At 43.4% G+C, this 22,971-nt stretch carries 26 protein-coding genes and 3 tRNA genes; 24 read left to right on the top strand and 5 right to left on the bottom strand.

Features of this window, described 5'->3' with window-relative positions:
• Positions 1-51: 51 nt before the first annotated feature.
• Complete coding sequence (locus ABJF92_RS15445) at positions 52-894, bottom strand: MOSC domain-containing protein (RefSeq protein ID WP_446816666.1); 843 nt, start codon at positions 892-894, stop codon at positions 52-54.
• Positions 895-1,136: 242 nt separating this feature from the next.
• Between ABJF92_RS15445 and ABJF92_RS15440 the strand changes: the two genes are divergently transcribed.
• Positions 1,137-1,604, top strand: coding sequence for a DUF6942 family protein (locus ABJF92_RS15440; protein ID WP_446816665.1), 468 nt, complete (start codon positions 1,137-1,139; stop codon positions 1,602-1,604).
• An 18-nt stretch (positions 1,605-1,622) separates the two neighbouring features.
• Positions 1,623-2,054, top strand: coding sequence for a tellurite resistance TerB family protein (locus tag ABJF92_RS15435; RefSeq protein ID WP_446816664.1), 432 nt, complete (start codon positions 1,623-1,625; stop codon positions 2,052-2,054).
• Between the two features lie 71 nt (positions 2,055-2,125).
• On the opposite strand, the gene ABJF92_RS15430 is transcribed toward ABJF92_RS15435, so the two are convergent.
• The gene (locus ABJF92_RS15430; protein WP_446816663.1) at positions 2,126-2,710 is read right to left on the bottom strand and encodes a superoxide dismutase; all 585 of its coding nucleotides are present in this window, start codon (positions 2,708-2,710) and stop codon (positions 2,126-2,128) included.
• A 156-nt stretch (positions 2,711-2,866) separates the two neighbouring features.
• On the opposite strand from ABJF92_RS15430, the gene ABJF92_RS15425 reads away from it, so the two are divergent.
• The 3 genes from ABJF92_RS15425 to cysN all read left to right on the top strand — a co-directional run bounded on the left by ABJF92_RS15425 (position 2,867) and on the right by cysN (position 6,560).
• Positions 2,867-3,817, top strand: a complete 951-nt coding sequence (locus ABJF92_RS15425) for a hypothetical protein (RefSeq protein WP_446816662.1) — start codon at positions 2,867-2,869, stop codon at positions 3,815-3,817.
• A 206-nt stretch (positions 3,818-4,023) separates the two neighbouring features.
• On the top strand, positions 4,024-4,929 hold the full coding sequence (gene cysD, locus ABJF92_RS15420) for a sulfate adenylyltransferase subunit CysD (RefSeq protein ID WP_445977188.1): 906 nt from the start codon (positions 4,024-4,026) through the stop codon (positions 4,927-4,929).
• A 17-nt stretch (positions 4,930-4,946) separates the two neighbouring features.
• Positions 4,947-6,560, top strand: coding sequence for a sulfate adenylyltransferase subunit CysN (gene cysN, locus ABJF92_RS15415; RefSeq protein WP_446816661.1), 1,614 nt, complete (start codon positions 4,947-4,949; stop codon positions 6,558-6,560).
• A 71-nt stretch (positions 6,561-6,631) separates the two neighbouring features.
• On the opposite strand, the gene ABJF92_RS15410 is transcribed toward cysN, so the two are convergent.
• Positions 6,632-7,369: a siderophore-interacting protein gene (locus ABJF92_RS15410; RefSeq protein WP_446816660.1), complete on the bottom strand. Its 738-nt coding sequence runs from the start codon at positions 7,367-7,369 to the stop codon at positions 6,632-6,634.
• Between the two features lie 29 nt (positions 7,370-7,398).
• Positions 7,399-7,824 carry a MarR family winged helix-turn-helix transcriptional regulator gene (locus ABJF92_RS15405; protein WP_446816659.1) on the bottom strand — a complete coding sequence of 142 codons (426 nt, stop codon included), beginning with the start codon at positions 7,822-7,824 and terminating at the stop codon, positions 7,399-7,401.
• A gap of 163 nt (positions 7,825-7,987) precedes the next feature.
• Between ABJF92_RS15405 and ABJF92_RS15400 the strand changes: the two genes are divergently transcribed.
• The 14 genes from ABJF92_RS15400 to nadA all read left to right on the top strand — a co-directional run bounded on the left by ABJF92_RS15400 (position 7,988) and on the right by nadA (position 18,912).
• Positions 7,988-8,503 (top strand): transcription elongation factor GreAB, encoded by a 516-nt coding sequence (locus ABJF92_RS15400; RefSeq protein ID WP_446816658.1) that lies wholly within the window; start codon positions 7,988-7,990, stop codon positions 8,501-8,503.
• A 193-nt stretch (positions 8,504-8,696) separates the two neighbouring features.
• The gene (aspS, locus tag ABJF92_RS15395) at positions 8,697-10,466 is read left to right on the top strand and encodes an aspartate--tRNA ligase (protein ID WP_446816657.1); all 1,770 of its coding nucleotides are present in this window, start codon (positions 8,697-8,699) and stop codon (positions 10,464-10,466) included.
• 163 nt (positions 10,467-10,629) lie between these two features.
• On the top strand, positions 10,630-11,187 hold the full coding sequence (gene ruvC / locus ABJF92_RS15390; protein WP_446816656.1) for a crossover junction endodeoxyribonuclease RuvC: 558 nt from the start codon (positions 10,630-10,632) through the stop codon (positions 11,185-11,187).
• Positions 11,184-11,783 (top strand): Holliday junction branch migration protein RuvA, encoded by a 600-nt coding sequence (ruvA, locus tag ABJF92_RS15385; protein WP_446816655.1) that lies wholly within the window; start codon positions 11,184-11,186, stop codon positions 11,781-11,783. The genes ruvC and ruvA overlap by 4 nt, the downstream gene beginning before the upstream one ends.
• 4 nt (positions 11,784-11,787) lie before the next feature.
• Positions 11,788-12,801: a Holliday junction branch migration DNA helicase RuvB gene (gene ruvB / locus ABJF92_RS15380; protein WP_446816654.1), complete on the top strand. Its 1,014-nt coding sequence runs from the start codon at positions 11,788-11,790 to the stop codon at positions 12,799-12,801.
• A 9-nt stretch (positions 12,802-12,810) separates the two neighbouring features.
• Positions 12,811-13,491, top strand: a complete 681-nt coding sequence (gene tolQ, locus ABJF92_RS15375; RefSeq protein ID WP_446816653.1) for a protein TolQ — start codon at positions 12,811-12,813, stop codon at positions 13,489-13,491.
• Positions 13,491-13,919, top strand: a complete 429-nt coding sequence (gene tolR, locus ABJF92_RS15370) for a protein TolR (protein ID WP_446816652.1) — start codon at positions 13,491-13,493, stop codon at positions 13,917-13,919. The genes tolQ and tolR overlap by 1 nt, the downstream gene beginning before the upstream one ends.
• Positions 13,919-14,899, top strand: coding sequence for a cell envelope integrity protein TolA (gene tolA, locus ABJF92_RS15365; protein ID WP_446816651.1), 981 nt, complete (start codon positions 13,919-13,921; stop codon positions 14,897-14,899). Before tolR ends, tolA begins: the two co-directional genes overlap by 1 nt.
• Positions 14,900-14,901: 2 nt before the next feature.
• A complete protein-coding gene (gene tolB / locus ABJF92_RS15360; RefSeq protein WP_446816650.1) occupies positions 14,902-16,197 on the top strand; it encodes a Tol-Pal system beta propeller repeat protein TolB in 1,296 nt (431 codons plus the stop codon).
• A gap of 19 nt (positions 16,198-16,216) precedes the next feature.
• On the top strand, positions 16,217-16,816 hold the full coding sequence (gene pal / locus ABJF92_RS15355; protein ID WP_446816649.1) for a peptidoglycan-associated lipoprotein Pal: 600 nt from the start codon (positions 16,217-16,219) through the stop codon (positions 16,814-16,816).
• Positions 16,817-16,827: 11 nt separating this feature from the next.
• Entirely contained in the window at positions 16,828-17,598 is a 771-nt protein-coding gene (ybgF, locus tag ABJF92_RS15350; RefSeq protein ID WP_446816648.1) for a tol-pal system protein YbgF, read from the top strand.
• A 41-nt stretch (positions 17,599-17,639) separates the two neighbouring features.
• A tRNA-Lys gene (locus tag ABJF92_RS15345) sits at positions 17,640-17,715 on the top strand.
• Positions 17,716-17,744: 29 nt separating this feature from the next.
• Positions 17,745-17,820 (top strand) — tRNA-Lys (locus tag ABJF92_RS15340).
• Positions 17,821-17,862: 42 nt separating this feature from the next.
• The gene (gene nadA, locus ABJF92_RS15335; protein ID WP_446816647.1) at positions 17,863-18,912 is read left to right on the top strand and encodes a quinolinate synthase NadA; all 1,050 of its coding nucleotides are present in this window, start codon (positions 17,863-17,865) and stop codon (positions 18,910-18,912) included.
• A 22-nt stretch (positions 18,913-18,934) separates the two neighbouring features.
• Here nadA and ABJF92_RS15330 read toward each other — a convergent pair whose 3' ends face one another.
• The gene (locus ABJF92_RS15330; RefSeq protein WP_446816646.1) at positions 18,935-20,413 is read right to left on the bottom strand and encodes a hypothetical protein; all 1,479 of its coding nucleotides are present in this window, start codon (positions 20,411-20,413) and stop codon (positions 18,935-18,937) included.
• A 99-nt stretch (positions 20,414-20,512) separates the two neighbouring features.
• On the opposite strand from ABJF92_RS15330, the gene ABJF92_RS15325 reads away from it, so the two are divergent.
• From ABJF92_RS15325 to ABJF92_RS15305, 5 genes are all read left to right on the top strand, one after another.
• Positions 20,513-21,079: a nitroreductase family protein gene (locus tag ABJF92_RS15325; RefSeq protein WP_446816645.1), complete on the top strand. Its 567-nt coding sequence runs from the start codon at positions 20,513-20,515 to the stop codon at positions 21,077-21,079.
• Between the two features lie 87 nt (positions 21,080-21,166).
• Positions 21,167-21,254: transfer RNA gene (locus tag ABJF92_RS15320), tRNA-Ser, on the top strand.
• Entirely contained in the window at positions 21,212-21,352 is a 141-nt protein-coding gene (locus ABJF92_RS15315) for a hypothetical protein (protein ID WP_446816644.1), read from the top strand. The genes ABJF92_RS15320 and ABJF92_RS15315 overlap by 43 nt, the downstream gene beginning before the upstream one ends.
• 27 nt (positions 21,353-21,379) lie before the next feature.
• Positions 21,380-22,084 (top strand): DUF6538 domain-containing protein, encoded by a 705-nt coding sequence (locus ABJF92_RS15310; protein WP_446816643.1) that lies wholly within the window; start codon positions 21,380-21,382, stop codon positions 22,082-22,084.
• Between the two features lie 32 nt (positions 22,085-22,116).
• Positions 22,117-22,800: a restriction endonuclease subunit S gene (locus ABJF92_RS15305; protein WP_446816642.1), complete on the top strand. Its 684-nt coding sequence runs from the start codon at positions 22,117-22,119 to the stop codon at positions 22,798-22,800.
• Positions 22,801-22,971 lie beyond the last annotated feature (171 nt).

Raw genomic sequence — 22,971 nt, 5'->3', positions numbered from 1 at the left:
TTTTCTCATAAAAAAGGAAGCCTATTTGGCTTCCTTTTTTGCTTCTGCATTTTACTTTTTGCGCCTATCTAAATAGCTTGGTGCTGCTTGGTATTCAAGAACCTCTATACTGTCGCCAACATTTATTATACCGCTGTTTTCAGCGACCAAATTAATGCCGAAATCTATGGTTTTATTTGCTGAAAGCCGAAATTTAGCCAAGGTTTTCAGTGGTTCGCCTTTTCGACTACGCTCTGCTGTTTGCGGGTTTAGTGTCGTGAAGATACAGCGCTCGCATGGCTTAACATTCTCGAAAATCACCTCGCCAATTTTAATCCGTTTCCATGTATCTTCTGCAAAGGCTTCATTACTATCAACCACAATATTTGGCCTAAATTGAGCCATATTGATCTCTTCTGCAGCAAACCTATTAACTTCCGCTAAGGAGGCATTTGTCGTCAATAAAAAAGGATAGCCATCGGCAAACTCAACAGGAGTGTCAGGTTTCCTATTGGTGAAGCGATGAGAACTAGAGCCAAAATAGACCAGCTTAACTTCAATGTGAAGGATGCTGTTAAACCATTGATCTATTTCTGTACTGCAATGGTGGCCTATGACTTGGTGGTCCCAAATTTTACATTCAAGCGTCAGGTTAGAAAAAGTCTGTCCATTGATCAGGAGGTTTTCTGACATACTAGGGTGGCTGAGTTGCCAGTGCTGTTCAGCCAGTTGCTCTGCTTGAACAAGAGAGAGTTGCGGGTAATCTCGGGCAGTAACAGCAACACCTTCAGTGTCAATTAACATATAATGCCTGTCGTTGACTAAGCCACTTAATGCCACTTTAGCCGAGGGTAGAGAAATACCTTGAATAGATTTAATCGGGTAGATGTTTAATTGAGACAAAAATGGTGACACTATGACCTCCGTTTACATAAATGCAGTAAGAATCATTTTATCAGTAAAAGTCATATAGTCACTAAACTATCCATGATTGTCAGTTGTTTGTAAGGGCGAATGTATTCTTTAGCTAAATTAGGGAATTAAATTTGATTGCCTTGATCTTACGGCACACAAGTAAATAAAATCTTCGGATTAACTTGCCTCTTAACGCAGGTAAACCGAACATTTCAATGTGTAAAACAATATGAGATACCATTTTGCTAAACGAAATGTGGTTAGGGCCTAGGGCAAGTTTAAACTATGTGTTTTTATTGCCTAACCCCCCTTTATTAAGAGATGCGCCCGATCATGGTTGGGTCGATTGTCCCAATGTTGCGCATTTGATTGAAGACAATGGAAATCACTGGCGTAAAATAGTGACCATCATGGCGAAACTCATTGCAACGGATGAGCTTGATTGGCGGCGTTATCGTGATGCACACTTGTTTGATCACTGTGCTTTAGTGTTCTCGTTAGACCAGCTTAAGCAGATTGAAAATGAAGAATACACTCTGTTTGTGGTGGGTAACCTTTTTCGCGCTGAAATACCGGTATCTAAAAACGCTCAAAAGCTAGGTGAAAAACAAATTGCCTATGTTAATCAAGATCGCACAATATGGTGTCCTTATTTAGATTATCGGCAGTTTCCCAACGCATTAGTTGCCGCTATTCGATCAAAACTGTAGGCAGACTCTGGAGAATATATGTTACAAGTACTGAAAAAACTTTTTACCCCGCCTGCCGAGCAGCAAGAAGGCATTAGTTATCATCGTGCTGTGGCCGCCCTTTTAATGGAAGTGATGTTGGCGGATCATAAAATCACGGAAGAAGAAGAAAAGCAGGTAAAGGCGTTACTAAATGACGTGACAAATTTGGGGGAAGATATTGATGTGTTGTTTGAGCATGCCAAACAAGGGGTGGAAGATGCTAATGATCTGTATCAGTTTACCAAGGTCATCAACGCCCAAGCGTCATTAGATGAAAAGATTAACTTACTGAAAGGGTTGTGGCTGGTGGCTTTGGCGGATGGGGATTTAGATGCCTATGAAGATCATCGAATTCGTCGTATAAGCGAGCTTTTATTTTTGTCTCACTCAGAGTTCATTCAGAGTAAATTAGCGGCACAAGCTGAGTAGTGTTTTGCCATCAAGGTGCACAAAAAAACGCAGCCAATTGGCTGCGTTCTTTTTGACTGGTCTTTTTTAGCTTAGGCTGCGAAATTTGCTGCAGCAAATTCCCAGTTAGCTAGCGCCCAAAAACCTTTAAGGTAATCAGGGCGTACATTGCGGTAATCAATGTAGTAGGCGTGTTCCCAAAGATCTACAGTGATTAAAGCAGTTTGGCTATTAGTCGCTGGGGTGCCGGCATTGCTAGTGTTAACAATTTCCAAAGAACCGTCAGCGTTTTTAACCAACCAAGTCCAGCTAGAACCAAAGTTGTTAACCGCTTTATCGTTGAAAGCTTCTTGAAACGCAGCGAAAGAACCCCAAGTTGAATTGATCGCATCTGCCAATGCGCCAGTAGGTTCACCGCCACCATTAGGGCTTAAGCTATTCCAGAAGAAAGTATGGTTCCAGATCTGTGCAGCATTGTTGAAAACAGGGCCAGCAGGGGCGCTAGCTATGATTTCTTCCAATGATTTGTTTTCGAATTCAGTGCCAGGAACTAGACCATTTAGTTTAACAACATAAGTGTTATGGTGCTTGCCATGGTGGAATTCCAATGTCTCTACAGACATGTGTGGCTCTAGTGCGTCTTTAGCATAAGGAAGAGCTGGTAATTCAAAAGACATTTCTTTTCTCCTTGCTTATATTTAACGAAAAATGCTTGTTATCAAGCAGTTATTGGTGCTTATATGATAGCATTGAACTTATTAAGATAATATTCTTTAAGTAATCTGTGTGACCAAGTTCACCTTAATTTAACCAAAGGGATGATGTAAAGTTCCATGCATAGAGATGATGATGTTGAGATCCCAAGCCTAGTCTTGGATCAAGATGAAGTTAGTGAAAGAAGGCCGGCTGGTGCAACGACTCCTGCCCCTAAGCGTCGATTAAATCCAGCGCCTGCAAAACCTGTACAGGCAACAGCAAAACCTCAAAAAACAAGTTTAGCCGGCGTTTACTTCTTATTGCTTTTAATACTTGGGGCGTCTGGTGGCGCTGCATTTTGGTTATGGCAACAGAACACTCAATTGCGCAATGAATTATATGGCGCAAAAAGCGAAATTCAAAATCTAGATCATCAATTATTAGCGGCTGATGTTTCGGCAAATAAGCAAGGTGAAACACTAGAAGAAACACTTAAAACCCATGATAGCGAAATTCGTAAATTATGGGCTGTAGCGTATGACCGTAACCGTGGTGCGATTGCAGACAACCTTGCGGCGATTAAAGCGCTAGACAGTAAACTGGCGGCCACGCGTGACAGTCTATCAACACAATCTAAGCGTATTGCCATTCAAGCTGATGCTTTTAATGATGTTGAGGAAGGTTACAACAAACTCCTACCGGCAGTTGCGAAGGTAGAAGAAGAGTTTAACGGCGTTAAAGTCGAACTGACGGATTTAAAATCCAGCGTCGAAAGCCAGTCTCAAACAGTTGAAAGAAATGAACAGGGTATGGCAGCCTTGACGGGTAAGGTTGAAGCGCAAACCCTTAGCCTTGAGCAAGTCGCGCAAGAATTGGCGAGCCTTAAAACCCAGTTAGATAAAATTGAATCCACACCTGTGGAGTCAAATACGACTGAGCTGACAGCAATTACCAGCCAGTTAACTAAGCACCAAGAAGCCATTGACTCAAGCGATGCGTTTCGTAAACAAGTTAATGCAGAGCTCATCCGTTTGCGTCAGCAAGCAAACGAATTTTTACTGCAACAACGTTTAGATGCTGAGAATTAATCCCAAACGCTTAGCGAACGAAGGGGTCGATTATGTCGGCCCTTTTTTTATGAGTGATGCTTAGCAGCACATATAAATCACTTTTTATTGCGCGACATAAGTTAATATCCTTATGCAATAAAAGTTTAATCGGGGTGGTTTTTATAACCAATAGGCATGTTATAGTAAATAAAACTGCCTAAGCCTTTAAAAAGAGATGGGGAATTATGAACGAGGCAAGACTGACTCACTTAAAACAACTCGAAGCGGAAAGTATTCATATTATCCGTGAAGTAGCGGCCGAATTTGACAATCCGGTTATGCTTTATTCTATTGGTAAAGACTCTGCGGTGATGCTTCATCTAGCAATGAAAGCTTTCTACCCAGGTAAATTACCCTTTCCACTGATGCATGTGGACACAGATTGGAAATTTAAAGAGATGATTTCCTTTCGTGATGAATTGGTCGCCAAACTTGGTTTAGAGCTAATCGTTCATAAAAACCAAGAAGGTATTGATCAAGGCATCGGTCCTTTCACTCACGGTAGTTCCAAGCATACTGATGTGATGAAAACTCAAGGCTTAAAGCAAGCTTTAGATAAATACGGTTTTGATGCAGCTTTTGGTGGCGCTCGTCGTGACGAAGAGAAATCGCGTGCCAAGGAGCGTGTGTATTCTTTCCGTGATAAACAGCATCGCTGGGACCCTAAAAATCAGCGTCCTGAATTGTGGAACATCTATAACGGTAAAGTTAACAAAGGCGAAAGTATTCGTGTTTTCCCATTATCTAACTGGACCGAGTTAGATATCTGGCAATATATATACTTAGAAAGCATCCCAATTGTACCGCTTTACTTCTCCAAAGAGCGTCCAGTAGTTGAGCGCGATGGAACCTTGATAATGGTTGATGATGAACGCATGCCATTGAACGGTGAGACACCGCAGATGAAGTCTGTACGTTTCCGTACACTTGGCTGTTACCCACTGACGGGTGCGGTTGAATCTGAAGCAGCTTCCTTACCAGAAATCATTCAAGAAATGCTATTGACGAAGAGTTCTGAGCGTCAAGGTCGCATGATTGATCATGATTCATCAGGGTCAATGGAAGAGAAGAAAAAGCAAGGTTATTTCTAAGTTTGGAGTAAAGAAGAATGTCTCACCAGTCAGAATTGATCAGCCAAGATATCCTTGGCTATCTAAAACAACATGAAGAAAAAGATCTGCTGCGTCTTCTTACCTGCGGTAATGTGGACGATGGTAAAAGTACCTTAATTGGTCGTTTGCTGCACGACTCTAAGCTGATCTATGAAGATCATTTAGATGCAGTAAAACGCGATAGTAAAAAATCCGGTACACAAGGTGAAGAGGTGGATTTGGCCTTGTTGGTCGATGGCCTGCAAGCTGAGCGCGAACAGGGTATTACCATTGATGTCGCCTACCGCTATTTCTCAACGGAAAAGCGTAAGTTCATCATTGCCGATACTCCTGGACATGAGCAATATACTCGCAACATGGCCACAGGTGCTTCTACTTGTGACCTTGCTATTATCCTGATAGATGCTCGTTACGGTGTGCAAACTCAGACTCGTCGTCACAGTTACATTGCAGCATTGCTTGGTATTAAGCACATTGTTGTAGCGGTCAACAAAATGGATTTATTGGATTTCTCTGAAGATAAGTTCAATGAAATTCGTGAAGACTACTTGAACTTTGTTGAGCAACTTGGCGATCGTAAAGCGGAAGATATTCACTTTGTGCCTATGTCTGCTTTGCAGGGCGACAACGTGGTAAACGCTTCTGAGAGTACTCCTTGGTACAAAGGGCAGCCCCTTATGGCAATCCTTGAATCTGTACAAATTAATCGTGATGTGAAGCAAAGTGCTTTCCGTCTGCCTGTGCAGTATGTAAACCGTCCTAACCTAGATTTCCGTGGTTTCTCAGGCACTATCGCATCGGGTGTTGTTAGCCCAGGTGATGAAGTGGTTGCCTTGCCTTCTGGTAAAAAGTCCAAAGTGGCTGAGATCGTAACTTACGATGGAAATCTAGCCTCTGCCCATGTTGGGCAAGCCGTTACTATTACCCTAGAAGACGAAATTGATATCAGTCGTGGCGATATGCTTGCCCACCCAAGTCATCAGCCGTTGATCGCGTCAACTTTGCGTTCTTCCGTGGTTTGGATGGCTGAGCAACCATTGGTGCCAGGTAAGCTGTATGACTTTAAATTAGGTACGCAAACTGTGCCGGGTAAAGTGCATCACTTTAACCATAGGATTGATGTCAACACCTTGGAAAAAGCGCCCATCACAGAGCTAGAGCTTAATGGCATAGGTGATTGCGTTATTCAGCTGGATGCTCCTGTAGCATTTGATGAGTATCAACAAGTTCGACTAACGGGCGCATTGATTATCATCGACAGATTAACCAATGTAACCGTTGGTGCGGGTATGGTTGAAGAAGCGGTTGCTGATTTAGATGAAGAAGGTTCAGTAAGCGCTGAAGACCGCGCGGCACGCTTAGGTCAAAAACCTGCTGTCATCGCATTGGCTTCGGAAGTCTTTGAAAAAGCGAATGCCCTTGAGCGATTATTGCTTAAGCAAGGTATTGTGGCACTGGCGAAAGCAGATGCAACACAAGAACAAGCCCACCTTGTTCGCAGTACAGGTGTGACTTTGTTAGTAGGTGATACTAACATTGCCGATTCTGCTATCAGTGAAGTGGCTATTGATGAAGTGGTTGAGCGAGTGATCGAAAGCGTTCGCTTATAATTGATTCAAGCTTTAAAAAAGGCCAGTTTAGTTTTCTAAACTGGCCTTTTTTTTGTTGAAGAGTTTACCGATTAGCTGATGGCTTCAGCGTCTTGGCGTTTGACGACTTTATGCTCTTCTTCATTAATCCCTAACTTCCAGTAGCTTGAGAGGTATAGGTTTTCTTTGCTGATAGCTTTTTCAACTTTGAAATACTGGCGCAATACCTTCATTGAGCTAAACTCGCAGGCCGCCCATGCAGCAGCTTCGCCCTCTAGCCAAGGTAAATCTTTTACGTGATTGTATAGGAATTCACTGTCTACACCAGGGTTGGGGTTGATTACCCACTTAACTTCCACCCCTGCAGGAGATTTAATGGATTGAATGTCTTGTTCGGACATAACTTCAATCACAGCGTAGCCTTTAGCATCGTCTGCAAGGCTTTCTAAATTAACACTAATAGCGGGTAGGGCAGTCATGTCGCCAGTAAAAATATGCCAGTCAGCAGTTGAGCTAGGTAATTTAGCTGGACCGGGACCTCCAACAAGAATGGTATCACCAAGCTTTGCATTCATCGCCCAGCTACTAGCAGGTCCGCCGTCATGGTGAGCAACAAAGTCTAAATCGATTTCATTCACGCGCTGATGTCTAATGGTATAGGTGCGCATGTCACGACCATCAGCCTTGGGGAAAATAAGTTTTACATAGCCGCCTTCATGTTTGTCTGGAATGCTAGAAATCTCAGCGCCCCCTAAGGTTACTCTGATCATATTAGGGGTAATAAATTCCTGATGGGTGACAACAAGCTCTCTAATTTTTGGTGCGCTCATATCTGGGCTCCGTAGTGGGGATAACAAGGTTATAATTCATTTAAGTTGTTAATCATTTTTTCAGCAATGTTCTTGAAAGACTCAATCTCTGCAGGTGTTAGGCCATAGGCAAGTTTTTCCTGGCTTTTCAGTTCGAGCTCCCTAAAGCGTTTAAACACCTCTTTGCCTTCAGAACTTAAGGTAAGTATCTGGCTGCGCTGATCATTAGGGTTTTTATGCTTTTTAATTAAGCCTTTTTGAGCAAGCTCACTGATTACTCGAGTGATCTGGGCTTTGTCTCTATCTAGGCGATTGCTAATCAGCTGAACAGTACAAAACTCAATGCCATTAACACATTTAAAAATTCGTATATAACTAGCGGGAAGGTTTAATTGAGCATCTATGGTTGCTTGCTGTAATTGTCGCCGATAGCCGTGAATAAGTTTTAGTATTGGGTCGGACAATGGTGTGTTCATGCGCTTCTCAAATGTTAATGATTATCATAAATTATCAGGTGTTGTTGATACTGTCAACTAAATGCCTGTACGCAAATGAGAAACCATCTTGTTTGCAAAATTGGATGCAACAAGTGTTACCCTAGCTTTTATTGCATAAGATGAGTAAAAACAGGATTCCATAGTGAATAGCACTACGAAGCAAGCCAAGATGATTGATAAGTCACAAGTGTACGAAGAGGTTCTTAAGGTTCTGGCTGAGCGCAATAATACAGCTCAACTTGCCGCTAAACAGGCTTATGAAGCCGCAACCAACAGTGAGTCAGTCGCGGAAAATAAATACGATACATTTGGCCTAGAGGCTTCTTACTTGGCTCACGGTCAATCACAACGATTGCTAGAGTGTCAGCAAGAATATTTAGCCTTTACAAAATGGCAGCCTGACTCTTTTGGAAGTGACGATGAGATTAAACTTGGGGCGTTAGTGTCTTTGCTGAACCCTGATTTAGGTTTAGAAAAGCATCTTTTTATTGCCCCCATTGCGGGCGGTTTATCAATTAATATTGGAGATAAAAAGGTGCTGATTATTTCTCCATCTAGTCCTGTTGCCAGAGCAATATGGCATAAAAGCTTAGACAGTGAGGTTGAGTTGCCCGTGAGCGGCCAAAAGGTAAGCTTTTGTGTGGAATATATTGCTTGATAATCAGTGAGAGCAAGACAATTTTTCGTCTTGCTCTAGTGACGAGCAGCGTGTTCGCATATAATGCTGTGCCTAAAAAATTTAGAGCCTAGGATTTTGTTGATAATTAACATGGTTTTCTAGAAGAAAACCAGCTAAATCCTAGGTAGCAAGAACACATCACTCTTACGAAGACAGTAATAGGATACAAATTATGCGCAGTCATTATTGCGGCGAGCTTAATGCTTCAAACGTTTCACAAGAAATAACCCTTTGTGGTTGGGTTCATCGTCGTCGAGATCATGGTGGTGTTATCTTTTTAGATGTACGCGATCGTGAAGGTATTACTCAAGTAGTATTTGACCCAGATCGTGCTGATAGCTTCGCACTAGCTGACAGTGTGCGTAATGAATACGTGATTAAATTAACTGGTTTGGTTCGTGCTCGCCCTGAGGGAACTGTAAACCCAAATATGGCAACTGGTGAAATTGAAGTGCTAGGCACGAGTTTAGAAATTCTAAACGCCGCTCAAACACCTCCATTCCAGCTTGACGAACACCAAGCCGTTGGTGAAGACATTCGTCTTAAGAATCGTTTTATAGATTTACGTCGTCCTGAAGTGCAACAAAAAATGCGCTTCCGCTCTAAGGTAACGTCAGTGTTACGTAGTTACCTTGATGACAATGGTTTCCTTGATATTGAAACACCAATTTTGACACGTGCAACGCCTGAAGGCGCTCGTGATTACTTGGTGCCTAGTCGTACCCAACAAGGCAGTTTCTTCGCATTGCCTCAGTCGCCACAGCTGTTCAAACAATTATTGATGGTATCTGGCTTTGACCGTTATTACCAAATTGCCAAATGTTTCCGTGATGAAGATTTGCGTGCCGATCGTCAACCAGAATTCACTCAGGTAGACATCGAAACATCCTTCATGAGCGAAGAGCAAATCATGGGCATGACGGAAGAGATGATCGTTGGCTTGTTTAAAGAGCTATTGAACGTCGATCTTGGAAGTTTCCCTCGTATGCCTTACTCAGAAGCAATGGAAAGCTACGGTAGTGACAAGCCTGATCTACGTATTCCACTGACGATACAAACCGTTTCTGACTTAATGCTAGGCGTTGATTTTAAAGTCTTCTCTGGTCCAGCGGCGGACCCTAAGGGTCGTGTTGCAGCCCTTAAAGTACCAGGTGGTAGCTCATTAACTCGTAAGCAAATTGATGAATACACAAAGTTTGTTGGTATTTACGGTGCCAAAGGTTTGGCTTATATCAAGGTTAATGACAAATCTAACCTAGAAGAAGGTTTGCAGTCTCCGATTGTTAAGTTCCTTCCTGTTGAAGTACGTGCCGCTCTATTGGAGCGCGTAGGTGCAGAAGATGGCGACTTAATCTTCTTCGGTTCCGATAGTGCGAAAGTAGTAAACGAAGCATTAGGGGCCTTACGTTGCAAAGTGGGTGAAGATCTTGATCTTTACACATGCGAGTGGGCGCCACTTTGGGTTGTAGATTTCCCAATGTTTGAAGAAACGTCTGACGGCGGCATCACTGCTATCCACCACCCATTCACTGCGCCTTCATGCTCTCCAGAAGAGCTGAAAGCCAATCCATTAACAGCGCTTTCACAAGCCTATGACATGGTATTGAATGGTACAGAATTAGGTGGCGGCTCTATTCGTATCCACCAATCTTCAATGCAGGAAACAGTATTCGAGCTTCTTAACATCAGTGAAGAAGAGCAGGAAGAAAAATTTGGCTTCCTATTAGATGCACTGAAATTCGGTGCGCCACCACACGGCGGTTTGGCATTTGGTTTGGATCGTCTAGTGATGCTAATGACTGGTTCTCAGTCTATCCGTGACGTTATCGCTTTCCCTAAAACTCAGAGTGCAACTTGTTTGTTAACACAAGCACCGGGTGAAGTGAGTGAGAAGCAACTTAAAGAACTTAGCATTCGTGTTCGTAAACCCGTTGTTGAGTAATTACAATTTGTAAACGACCTAGCTTTGCAGGCGTTGAAATTGTTAACAGATTGAAAAATATCTGTAAAAGGCCGCTTTAATGCGGCCTTTTTACGTTTTGACGTTGCATAGTTTGCTCAGGGCTGTTGAAATATACAGTAATTAGGTTAATGGATTATTATTTGTGAGTAAGACAAGAATATTGGCAATTGATCCAGGCTCTCGGGTAACCGGCTTTGCCATTATTGATGTAGACAAAGGTAAGAATCAGTATGTAGACAGTGGCTGCATTCGTTTACCAGAGGGTGAGCTGTCGGTTCGCCTCAAAGCAATTTTCATAGGTGTTAGTACTTTATTAGAAAAACATCAACCAGATGAGTTTGCTATTGAAGAAGTTTTTCTGGCTAAGAATGCCAATTCTGCCTTGAAACTTGGGCAAGCAAGGGGGGCAGCTATCGTAGCCGCCGCTATGCAAGGTTTACAGGTAAATGAATATGCAGCTCGGCGTGTGAAGCAATCCGTAGTGGGTAATGGTAATGCCGATAAAAGCCAAGTACAGTCCATGGTGACATTATTGCTTGGTTTGTCTTCCACACCCCAAGCGGATGCCGCCGATGCCTTGGCGATTGCCCTTTGTCATGCAAACACACGTACGTCAGGTGGTTTAGAATATGGCGTTGGTAAACGTGCTGGTCGCAGTTCTAAACGCTGGTCTGAACAAGATGTAAGGAAGGCCTTGTGATAGGTAGAATTGTTGGAACTCTTATTGAAAAATCCCCTCCAGAATTATTAGTGGATGTAGCCGGCATTGGTTATGAACTAAGTGCCTCTATGACAACTATTTATGACCTGCCACCTGTGGGTGGTGAAGTGGTTTTATACACACATTTTCAAGTAAAAGAAGATTCCCAGACCCTTTATGGTTTTAGTGATAAGGGGGAGCGGGCGTTATTTCGTGTGCTGATTAAAGTTAACGGTATTGGCCCAAAAATGGCACTTGCCGTACTATCAAGTATGTCTTCCGAGGAGCTGGTTGCAAATGTCCAAGATTCGGATGTGACGGCTCTGACTAAAATCCCAGGTGTCGGTAAAAAAACCGCAGAGCGCTTAATTATTGAATTGCGAGATAAGCTCGGCCAAGCGGCTAAGAAAGACTTATTTACGGCGCCGGCTGTATTGCGTCAGGTTCAAGCAGATCCTCGACAAGAGGCCGAAGCAGCGCTTATTTCATTGGGCTATAAGCCTCAAGAAGCGGCCAAAGCCGTGGCGAGCGTACCAGTAGATGGCGCCAGCAGCGAAGAGGTAATTCGGGCCGCGCTGAAGGGCATGTTAAGGTAACTTTATGATAGATCATGATCGAATTATCTCAGCAGAACTTAAAGGAAATGATCGGCAGGTCGATAGAGCTATAAGGCCTCAGGCGCTAGCGGAATATATTGGTCAACCTGTTGTGCGCGAGCAAATGGAAATTTTTATCCAAGCGGCACGCCAGCGAGATGAGCCATTGGATCACACTTTAATATTTGGACCGCCAGGCTTGGGTAAAACCACTTTGGCCAATATTATTGGTAATGAAATGGGCGCCGAAGTGAAAACCACTTCTGGCCCTGTGTTGGAGCGAGCGGGGGATCTTGCGGCCTTGCTCACCAACCTGGGGGAAGGGGATATTTTATTTATTGATGAAATACACCGACTGAGTCCAGCGATTGAAGAAGTGTTATATCCAGCCATGGAAGACTATCAACTGGATATTATGATAGGTGAAGGGCCAGCGGCTCGATCAATTAAAATTGAACTCCCTCCCTTTACATTGGTCGGAGCTACGACAAGAGCGGGGCTATTAACGTCACCTTTGCGTGATCGTTTTGGCATTGTGCAACGCTTAGAGTTTTATGATGTTGAGTCTTTGACCACCATCGTGGCACGCTCAGCAAAAAAAATGGGCATGAACCTAGACCACTCTGGAAGCTTTGAGGTTGCCAGACGATCCCGAGGTACACCCAGGATTGCCAATCGATTATTAAGACGTGTGCGAGATGTTGCGCAGGTGAAAAATGTCGACCTAGTAGGGCAAGCAGTTGCTCAGCGGGCATTAGATATGTTAAGTGTAGATAGTCAAGGTTTTGATCACCTTGACCGTCGTATGTTATTGACTATGATAGAGAAATTCGATGGCCGCCCAGTAGGCTTAGACAGTGTTTCGGCTGCCCTAGGAGAAGATAAAGATACCATCGAAGATGTCATAGAGCCTTTTTTAATACAGCAGGGCTTTGTTATGAGAACACCTCGAGGTCGTCAAGTGACGAAACGAGCGTATGAACACTTTAATTACCAATTACCGTCAGAATTAGAATAGAGGTTAAGAATGTCAATTTGGGGACTGATCGCCAGTGCTAGTATCGTAGTTCAACTTGTTATGTTGATATTGTTAGCTGCTTCCGTTTTCTCTTGGGTGGTTATTTTTCAACGCATTAGAGTGTTGAAGCTGGCTAAGAAAACCCGTGCAGAATTTGAAGATCAATTTTGGTCAGGTATCGATCTTAGCCAACTTTATCGTAAGCTCACCACGGAAGGCCGTAAGGTGCAAGGGGTCGAGAGCATCTTTACCGCCGGCATTAAAGAATTCACCCGATTACGTCAAAGCCACAATGTCGACCCAGATGCAGTAATGGAGGGGGTTCAACGTGCCATGCGCGTCGCCTTATACCGTGAAGAAGAAAAGCTGGATCAGCATTTACCGTTTCTTGCCACTGTAGGCTCTACCAGCCCATACATTGGTCTGTTTGGGACAGTTTGGGGGATTATGCATTCCTTTATCGGATTGGCAGAAGTACAGCAGGCAACCTTAGCAACCGTTGCACCGGGTATCGCCGAAGCCTTGATTGCCACCGCGATTGGCCTAGCCGCTGCAATTCCAGCCGTCATTGCGTATAACCGTTTTTCTGCCAGTGCTGAATCTTTAGCATCAAGCTACGAAAATTTCTCCGATGAATTTAGCAGTGTCTTGCACCGTAAAGTGCATGTGCGTGAGGGAGGGGTGGCATAGTGGCTCGCTCCAGAAGGCGTAACAAACGTCGCCCTATGGGCGAAATCAATGTGGTTCCTTACATAGATGTCATGTTGGTACTGCTGGTGATCTTCATGATCACAGCCCCAATGTTAACCCAAGGGGTTGATGTTGAATTACCCAATGCCAACGCTTCTCCCATCCAAGATACAGAAGACGATGTGATGATTGCGTCGGTAGATTCATCGGGGCAGTATTATTTAGACTTCGGTGGCGAACAAACGGCAATCAGCCTAGTTCAACTCCAAGATCGAGTGCGTAAAGTGATCACCCAAAATTCAAAAATATCTGTGTTGGTTCGCGGCGATAAAAACGTTTCCTACGGAGAGGTGATTGGTTTAATGGTTGCCTTGCAAGGTGCTGGGGTACCGAATGTGGGCCTAGTAACTGAGCCGGATAATAAATAATGAAATGGTTTAAGCATGATGGTTATGGCTTACCTGCCACCTTAGCGGTTGGTTTGCACGGTGCTATTGCTATTGCTACTTTAGTGGCGGTGGATTTTTCTGAAGAGAAAAAACCAGCACCAAAGCATCCTCCTGTGGTCAATGCTAGGGTGCTTGATGTTTCGCAAACAGTCATTGGTCAGCGCGAAGCGGAAGCCGAGAGGCAAAAGCAAGCTGATCAGCAAGCCCAGAAAAAGAAAGCGGAAGCTCAGCGTAAACGTCAGGCGGATGCTAAGGCTTTAGCTGAGCAAAAGCGTAAACTTGCTCAAGCTAAGAAAGAGAAAGAAGAGGCGGTTCGAAAATCTCAAGAAGCCAAACGCTTGGCTGATCAAAAAGCCTCAGCGCAGAAAAAACGTGAGCAAGAGCAGAAACGTTTAGCGGAAAAACAGGCCGCCGATAAACGAAAAGCCGAGCAACTCAAGCAAGAACAAGCTGCGCTGGCTAAGAAGCAAGAAGCTGAGCGTAAGGCAGCAGCAGACCGTAAACGTGAGGCCGAGCGCCAACAAGCTGAACAGGCTCGACGTGAAGCTGAGATTCAACGAGCAGAGCAAGCTGCTCGTGAAGCAGAAGAGCAACGCTTAGCCAAAGAGGCAGCTGAGAAAGCGGCTGAAGAGCAAAAGCAGAGACAAATTGCAGAAGCTCAGATGGTGCAATCTATTAGTGGCTTGATTAATAGCCGCATAGAAGCTGTGTGGAGCAGGCCAGCGAATGCGAGAAATGGTATGCAAACTACCTTGCGTATCTATTTTGTACCAACTGGTGAAGTCATTAATGTGGAAGTACTTAAACGTAGTGGTGATGACTTATTTGATCAACGAGCAGTAGATGCTGTTTATAAAGTGGGTCAAATTGAAGAGCTTGCAGATGTTGAGCCCTATGTGTTTGAGCGTAACTTTCGACAAGTAGAATTGTTATTTAACCCAACAGATTTGAGAAATTAATAATGTTTAATAAATGGGTCGCGATTTTAGTATTTGGTCTTTTTTTTAGTAGTGTTTCTAAGGCGCAATTGGTCATTGAAATTAACAGTGGGGCAGATCAGTTGTTGCCTATTGCTGTAGTGCCTTTTGGTTACACTGGTACCAGAGCATTGCCAGAAGACATTGCTCAAATTGTTGAGAATGATTTGGTTAGAAGTGGCTTATTTGACGCCATTCCTCGTGCCAATATGTTGAGTATGCCGAGTAAAGAAGCGGATGTTTTTTACCGTGATTGGCGTTTATTAAAAAGCGATTACGTTGTCATTGGCAGCGTCCAAGCTTTAACTGACGGTAAGTTCCGTATTGGTTTTGAGCTGCTTAATGTATTGAGCCAAAAACCTGTACAGAAACACGCTTACATAGATGTATCTGAATCTAATTTTCGCGATGCCGCTCATTATATTAGTGACAAAGTTTACGAGTTACTGACGGGTATACCGGGTGCATTTAGTACGCGAATTCTATATGTTACTACAGAGGGCGACCAAAAAGCCCCAACCTTCAAGTTGCAGGTTGCAGACGCAGACGGGTATCGTCCAATTGTTGTGGTAACATCAAAAGAACCAATTTTATCACCGTCTTGGAGTAGTGATGGACGCAACATAGCTTACGTAATGTTTCGTAACCGTCGACCAAATATCTTTATCCAAGAGCTAGCTTCTGGTAAAAGACAACAGATAGCTCAGTTTCGTGGATTAAATGGTGCACCTGCTTGGTCTCCAGATGGTAAGAAATTAGCGTTAGTATTGTCTAAGGATAATAACCCAGAGATTTATACATTAGAGATAGCGACACAGAAGCTTGAGCGTATGACAAATCACTATGCCATCGATACTGAACCAAGCTGGGAACCTGATGGTAAAGGTATAGTGTTTACATCTGACCGTGGTGGTAATCCACAAATATATCGTTTAGATGTAGATAGTAAGAAGGTAGAAAGGGTAACCTTTGAAGGTGACCTAAACACAAGAGCAAGAATGACCCCAGACGGTCGTTACCTTGTTACCGTACAGAAGAATGGTGGTAGCTACCACGTGGCTTTGCAAGACATGAAGACAGGTCGAGTCCAGGTTTTAACAGAAACATACTTAGACGAGTCACCAAGTATTGCGCCAAATGGTAGCATGGTTATATACGCCACAACTCATCAAGGACGCGGCATCTTGGCTGTAGTTTCCGTTGATGGGCTTGTCAAGTATAGGTTACCATCAGCTGACGGTGATGTTAGGGAGCCGTCTTGGTCTCCGTATTTCAAATAAAGATAGTTAGGAGTGAATAATGAGTGTAAATAAATTAGGTAAGTTCGCTGTAGTTGGTTTATCTGCGGCTTGGATTGTAGGTTGTAGTACTTCTGCATCAGACACTGATACTTCTACTTCTGCTGAGTCAGAAGCAGCTGCACAAGAAGAAGCGGTTGCTGGTGAAACTGACCAAGCATTCGGCGCAGGCACAGATAGCTCTTTAACAAGCGTAATTGTTGACGAAGAAGCGGCGGCAGCAGCGGCGGAAGCGGAAGCTAAACAAGCAGCTATGGATCTATTAAACAGTGCTCAAACTGTTTTCTACTTTGATTTTGACAAATCTATCGTTCGTCCAGAGTCTCGTGAAGCACTAGCAATTCACGCTCAATACCTAGTTGCAAACCCATCTGCACGTGTTGTGCTAGAAGGTCATGCTGATGAACGTGGTACTCGTGAATACAACATGGCTCTAGGTGAGCGTCGTGCTAAAGCGATCAGCCGTTACCTTACTATCCAAGGCGTTGCTGCTTCTCAAATCGAAACAGTTAGCTTCGGTGAAGAAGTGCCAGTTTCTTTCGGTCATGACACTGCTTCTTGGCAAGCAAACCGTCGCGTAGAAATTCGCTACGAGCAATGATCGTTAAAGCAATGAGAGTTCGCTCTTTTGCAATGGCGCTGTGTTTCACAGCGCCATTTGCGCTTGCAGACACTCTGCCAGTGTCCGCAGGTGGGCTTTCTCCAAACGCCGCGGCAGATTTATTGTTTCAGCTCGAAACGCTGCAACAAGAAGTACAACACCTGCGTGGTAAGCTAGAAGAGCAAGAGTACGAGCTTAACAAAATGAAACAGCAGCAGCGAGATCGATACATCGATCTTGATAAGCGCATTTCATTAGTTATGGCAAATGCCTCTAAAAATCCTCAGCCTGCAGTGCAAAGTACACCGGCGATCGCCGCCACACCAGCGACGAATCAACCTACCGTACAAGCTACCCAAGCGAATATTACCCCTCTTATCGCACCAATTAAGTTAGAGCCTACCTCTGCTGAAGCAAAAGCAGCATATTCAAGCGCTTATGGATTGATTCGCCAAAAACAATATGAAGCCGCGCATGCTGCTTTTATTCAATTTGTCGCAGATTATTCTAACAATGCTTTAACAGGAAACGGCTACTATTGGTTAGGTGAGTTAAAACTTGTGTTGGGTGATCAGCAAGGTTCATTGAACGACTTTAAAACCGTGGTACAAAAATTCTCTGGCCACAGTAAAGAAGCCGATGCCCTCTATAAACTCGGCATTGTTAATGACCAACTTGGTTCCACCGCTGACGCTAAGCAATACCTGCAAGACGTTATTCGACGCTTTCCAAATACCAACAGTGCAAAACTCGCAACAAAATACTTGGCCGGCTTAAAATAGCTTGCAATTCTCAACGGGCTCTGTAGTATACGCATCCCGTTGGGTCGTTAGCTCAGTTGGTAGAGCAGTTGACTTTTAATCAATTGGTCACTGGTTCGAATCCAGTACGACCCACCAACAACTTCTTTTATTCCATAGTGATTTTTGGGTCGTTAGCTCAGTTGGTAGAGCAGTTGACTTTTAATCAATTGGTCACTGGTTCGAATCCAGTACGACCCACCAAAAACACCTCATTATTGCTCCCCGTATTTAAGGAGTTATCACATGTCCGAGCTTTACAACAAAGCGGCTCTTCGCGAGACTGTTCAACAGCACCTGTCTGCTGCCGAAAATACACTCAAAACACCTTCTGTTGATAATCAATCTATCCGTGATGAAATCAAATCTTTGCTGAAAGAGAAGAATGCAGTGCTTGTCGCTCATTACTACACAGAAGACGCTATTCAAGAGTTAGCAGAAGAAACCGGTGGCATCATTGCAGACTCCTTAGAAATGGCGCGCTTTGGCGCTCAGCATCCGGCACAGACATTAGTAGTGGCTGGGGTGAAGTTCATGGGTGAAACCGCTAAAATTCTTAGCCCAGAAAAAACCGTGCTAATGCCTACTTTAGAGGCGACATGTTCTTTGGACATTGGCTGTCCGATTGACGATTTCTCTGCTTTTTGTGATCAATACCCTGACCGTAAGGTTGTGGTCTATGCCAATACATCTGCAGCAGTAAAAGCACGCGCCGATTGGGTGGTGACATCCAGCATTGCTCTAGACGTGGTTGAACATTTGAAAGAGCAGGGAGAAAAGATTATCTGGGCGCCAGACCAACATCTTGGCGGCTATATACAGCGTGAAACCGGTGCGGACATGGTACTTTGGGATGGCGCATGTATTGTTCATGAGGAATTTAAAGCCAAAGGTATATTAGACCTGAAAGCGGTTTACCCTGATGCGGCCATTTTGGTTCACCCTGAGTCGCCAGAATCAGTGGTTGAAATTGCCGATGTGGTGGGTTCTACCTCTCAATTGCTTAACGCATCTAAAAAAATGTCCAACAGTACTTTTATTGTGGCGACTGACCGGGGTATTTTCTACAAAATGCGTCAAGCATCCCCAGACAAGCGCTTTGTCGAGGCGCCAACAGCTGGCTCTGGTGCAAACTGCCGCAGTTGTGCGCATTGCCCTTGGATGGCACTAAATAGTCTAGAGATGCTTAGAGACTCTTTAAAAGCCTCTACGGGTGAAATTCAAGTCAATGAAGAGGTGAGGGATAAAGCGCTTATTCCATTACAGCGCATGCTGGATTTTAACGTCGCTAAATAAAGCACCAATCTAGGGGCAACAATTATTGATTGATTACCCCTAGATACTTCCTCTCTAAATCCGCAAAGGCTAATTGTAAGCGGTCATATTCTAGGTTTTTCTTGTTGTACTCTACGCGCAGCGCTTGATGGTCATCTTTTGTGATGGCTTGCACATCCTGCGCCTTAAGTTGCGTGATTTTCTGTAATAAATCCCGGTTTTTAGCTCTTTGTGTCTGCAAGCCTTCAGGCACTTGATGTCCCATAGAATCCGCCAATTTGGCTTTTAGTTCATCGTTGGCTTTTTCGGCCGTGGTGAGTTCTTGAGCAAGAAGCTCCACGCAGGTTTCAGACTCGTGCAGTAAGCGCTCTAGCATCTGACTATCTTTATCCTGCTCTCGTAACGCATCGTTAGGGGCAGACTCTAGAGCGGCGCTAAGGCCTTTCTGAAGCGAGTCAAGGGCGTCGCGTTTATCACTGTTAATAGATTGTAATGAACTAATAGCAGACTCATTTTTTTCTACCAGTTGCTTTTCTAACTCCTCTAATCGCTGATCTTTTTTACTAATAGATTTCTTTAGGTTCTCAATGGACAAGTCAGTATCTTTTAGCTCATGTTCTAGTTGCTGCACTATCATCTGGGATTCAGCTGATAACCTCTCCAATCGGCTTAAAGCAATGCGCTGTGCTTCTTCTGTATCCATTGGAGTAGATTCTTTGTCACCAATTTGATTTTTTAGCTGATCGATAACAATTTTTTGACGATGGGTGAGGCTCGCTAAACTTGCCGCCTGTAATGCGGAGACTGGTTTGTCTTTGTTCGCTTTAGAGTATTCCGCGGCATTATGTTTAATCAGCTCTGGTGTATCAATTTCCTGTCCATTTAGTTTTGCTATTTTCTTTTGTAATTCGCTGAGTTCTAACTTCAGCCTTTGGTATTCAGTATGTTTAACCCCCATGCGGCGTACTTTTGTTTTGCTCTTCTCAATGCTCTTACGCAGGTCCTCATTAAGTAATGCCTGATTTGTTTGCAAAGCTTCTTTAGAAATAAGGATCTCGGTGGTTTGTGTAAACTCTTGTTCTGCGAGCTTGAGCGATTTTTTTAAATCTTCACTGTCTACTTTTTGTAATTTTGGTGATGTGATTGCATACAGCAAACTGGACAGAAAACGATTTAATGTTGGCTTAGGTTGTTCGGTCTGATTTTTTAACAAAATCGAGCGTTCAGCTTGTAGCAAACTCCCCCATATTTTGAATAAATTAATTTGAGAAGGGGATTTGATAGTAGGTAACACAGCCACTGCGTAGGATATTTGCTGATTAATATAGTGTACTAAGCCATGGTAATTTTCAGTATCTTCAAAATCTTGCTCAAGACTTTGCTGGCTTTTAGATGCCTCAGCTGCCTTTTTGGTATTTTGATTACGTATATTCTGTCGACGTATCAACCATGCCATAAGCAAGCTCGCGATGAGTAATACGGTGTTAAATTCTACTAATAACCAGATAAGCCATTTTGGCATAAAAACTCCCATTTGGTGGGTGTAGAGGTATCTTGCTCTAAAGCCATATTGATATACTAACGATTATAGTGCCTTTTAATGGATTTTGGATCTAGCTTTATGAGTGATGAAATTGTTAACTTTATCCGTCAGCGTGCTTCCCATGCTGATTTGTCTTTACCAGCACCTAGCCAAGAAGAGTGGTTAAAAGTACTTGATGCAGCCAGTCGAGCACCTGACCATGGCAATCTAAAGCCTTGGCGCTTCAGAGTTTACCAAGGGGAAGGGCGTCGCAAAATTGGTGAACTATATTGGCAACACGCACTAGCGGAAGTGCCAGGCCTTAGTGAAGAGAAAAAAGAAGCTTTCATTAAAAAAGCCTACCGCGCTCCTAGTATTTTACTTGTCTATGCTAATGTGAAATCTCACCCTAAAGTGCCCGATTTCGAACAAGTCATGGCGACTTCCGCTGCCACGCAACTTGCGTTATTAGGCTTGGAGTCTTTAGGTTATGGCGGTATTTGGCGAACTGGCCCTGCTTGCTTTACAAGCCAAGCAAAAGAACTTCTGTCATTGGCAGAAGAAGATCGACTCATCGGTCTTATCTACGCTGGCACGCCAAACAGTGCCAACAGAGAAGTGAAAGATACTCAGGTTGAAAATCACATTGAATGGGTAACAGATTAATTTTTAAGACTATTTGTAAAAAATAGTTGCATTGAAATAGCGACATCATTATTATACGCGGCACAAATTACGCACTGCGTAAATTTTGGTGAGCTGTCCGAGTGGCCGAAGGAGCACGCCTGGAAAGCGTGTATGTCGAAAGGCATCAAGAGTTCGAATCTCTTGCTCACCGCCATTATTACCAAGTCATTGATTAGTAAAAACTTTATGTTTATCAGTGAGTTGTCGCAAAATGTCCTCAACCGTGCTGGTACGAAAGGCTGGTACGGTTGACATGCTGACTACTGCGAGCCATTCACAATGTCTACTATGCCAAAACCGTGGAAACATCCCAAAAGCGGTATTTATTATCACCGCATCGACGTACCAAAAGATATTCGTCACATTATCGGTAAAACTTCAATTAAGTATTCCTTACGAACAAATAACTTTGCTGAAGCTAAACGTCTCTTTGCGTCTAAATATGCTGAAACTCAAGCGATATTTGCCCAAGCTAGAAATCGAGTTAATCTAAACCCTAGAGATATTGAAATCTTATCTCAGCGTTGGCTCAAAGCTAAGGTTGAAGAGGTAGAGAATGGTCAGGCGTTTGCAACTTTCATTGTCTATGAAGGCTCTGATAGTGATGAGGTATACACTGCTAGCTCTCTTATAAGTGATGCCTTGGAGTCAGGGTATCAAGCACAACTCAAATGGGTTGAGCATCATGTCGATGACACTCTGTCTAGTAATGGTTTACTCATTGTTAAACATAGTGAAAGCTATCGAATGCTTACGGAGAAAATATGTTGGCGTTTGCTAGAGCTTAGTCGATTGTCATTAGACCGAGATAATGGAGATTGGTCTACAACACCGTCTAATCTTGTGAGTCGATCTGATGAATCGCTAAGTATAGAATCTACTAACAAACAAAATATGCCCAACCCTATGTCTCAATTGACATATAAGTCACTGAGTGAAGTTATTAATTCATTTATAGCTTATAAGACACAAAGAGGTGACTGAGATGCTAAGACTCTTTCAGATGTTCAAGGTGTTTGCACTCAGCTTATGGAGTATCTAGGGGAGAGCGTGAATCTCCGAAAGGTGTTGATAAAAAAACACCGTTCAAGAATTTGACTTTGTCAGCTATAACGACTGGAAAGTTTGTTAATAATAAATACAAATACGTTGAACTAGATATTGATAGTGACTCATATCTTTGGGTTAAAAATGGTGATATTTTAATTCAAAGAGCTAATACCATAGAATATGTGGATGTTAGTGCAATTTACGAAGGTGAAGATGATAAATATGTATATCCCGATTTAATAATGAAATGCAGGCCTAATGGCTTTGCCTTAGGCAAATACTTACATATGACCCTTTCAACTGGAGAAGTGCGGAAATACTTTAGAAAAAATGCTACCGGCACAGCTGGCAGTATGCCCAAAATTAACCAGCAAGTGGTTTCAAACACACCTATAAGCTTGCCGGAACTGCATGAGCAAACTGAGATAGTCCGCTGTGTTGGCGAGCTATTTGCTTTTGCGGATAGCGTGGAAGCAAAAGCCAGTGCAGCTCTAGAGCGAGTGAATAAGCTGACTCAGTCGATTTTAGCGAAAGCCTTTCGCGGTGAGTTGACTGCTGATTGGCGTGCTGAACACCCTGATTTGATCAGTGGTGAGAATAGCGCTGAAGCCTTGCTAGAGCGCATCAAAGCAGAGCGAGCGGCGCTCTAGCATTGCAAAACGAAAAAGAAATCAGCCAGAAAGAATTAAGAAAGACGCTTAATTGCATCAAGTATCTCGTTACTTGAAGGAGGTGTGTTTTGAAGGGTATCGAAACAATCTTTATCTTCGCGGTCACCAAGTTGACCGCATCATAATCGATGTTATGCAGACGTAACATCC

Source organism: Marinomonas sp. (genome assembly GCF_039940335.1).
In the GTDB taxonomy this organism is placed as follows: Bacteria; Pseudomonadota; Gammaproteobacteria; order Pseudomonadales; family Marinomonadaceae; genus Marinomonas.
The sequence above is the reverse complement of the archived record's forward strand: the minus strand, read 5'-3'. Positions and strand labels throughout refer to the sequence as shown.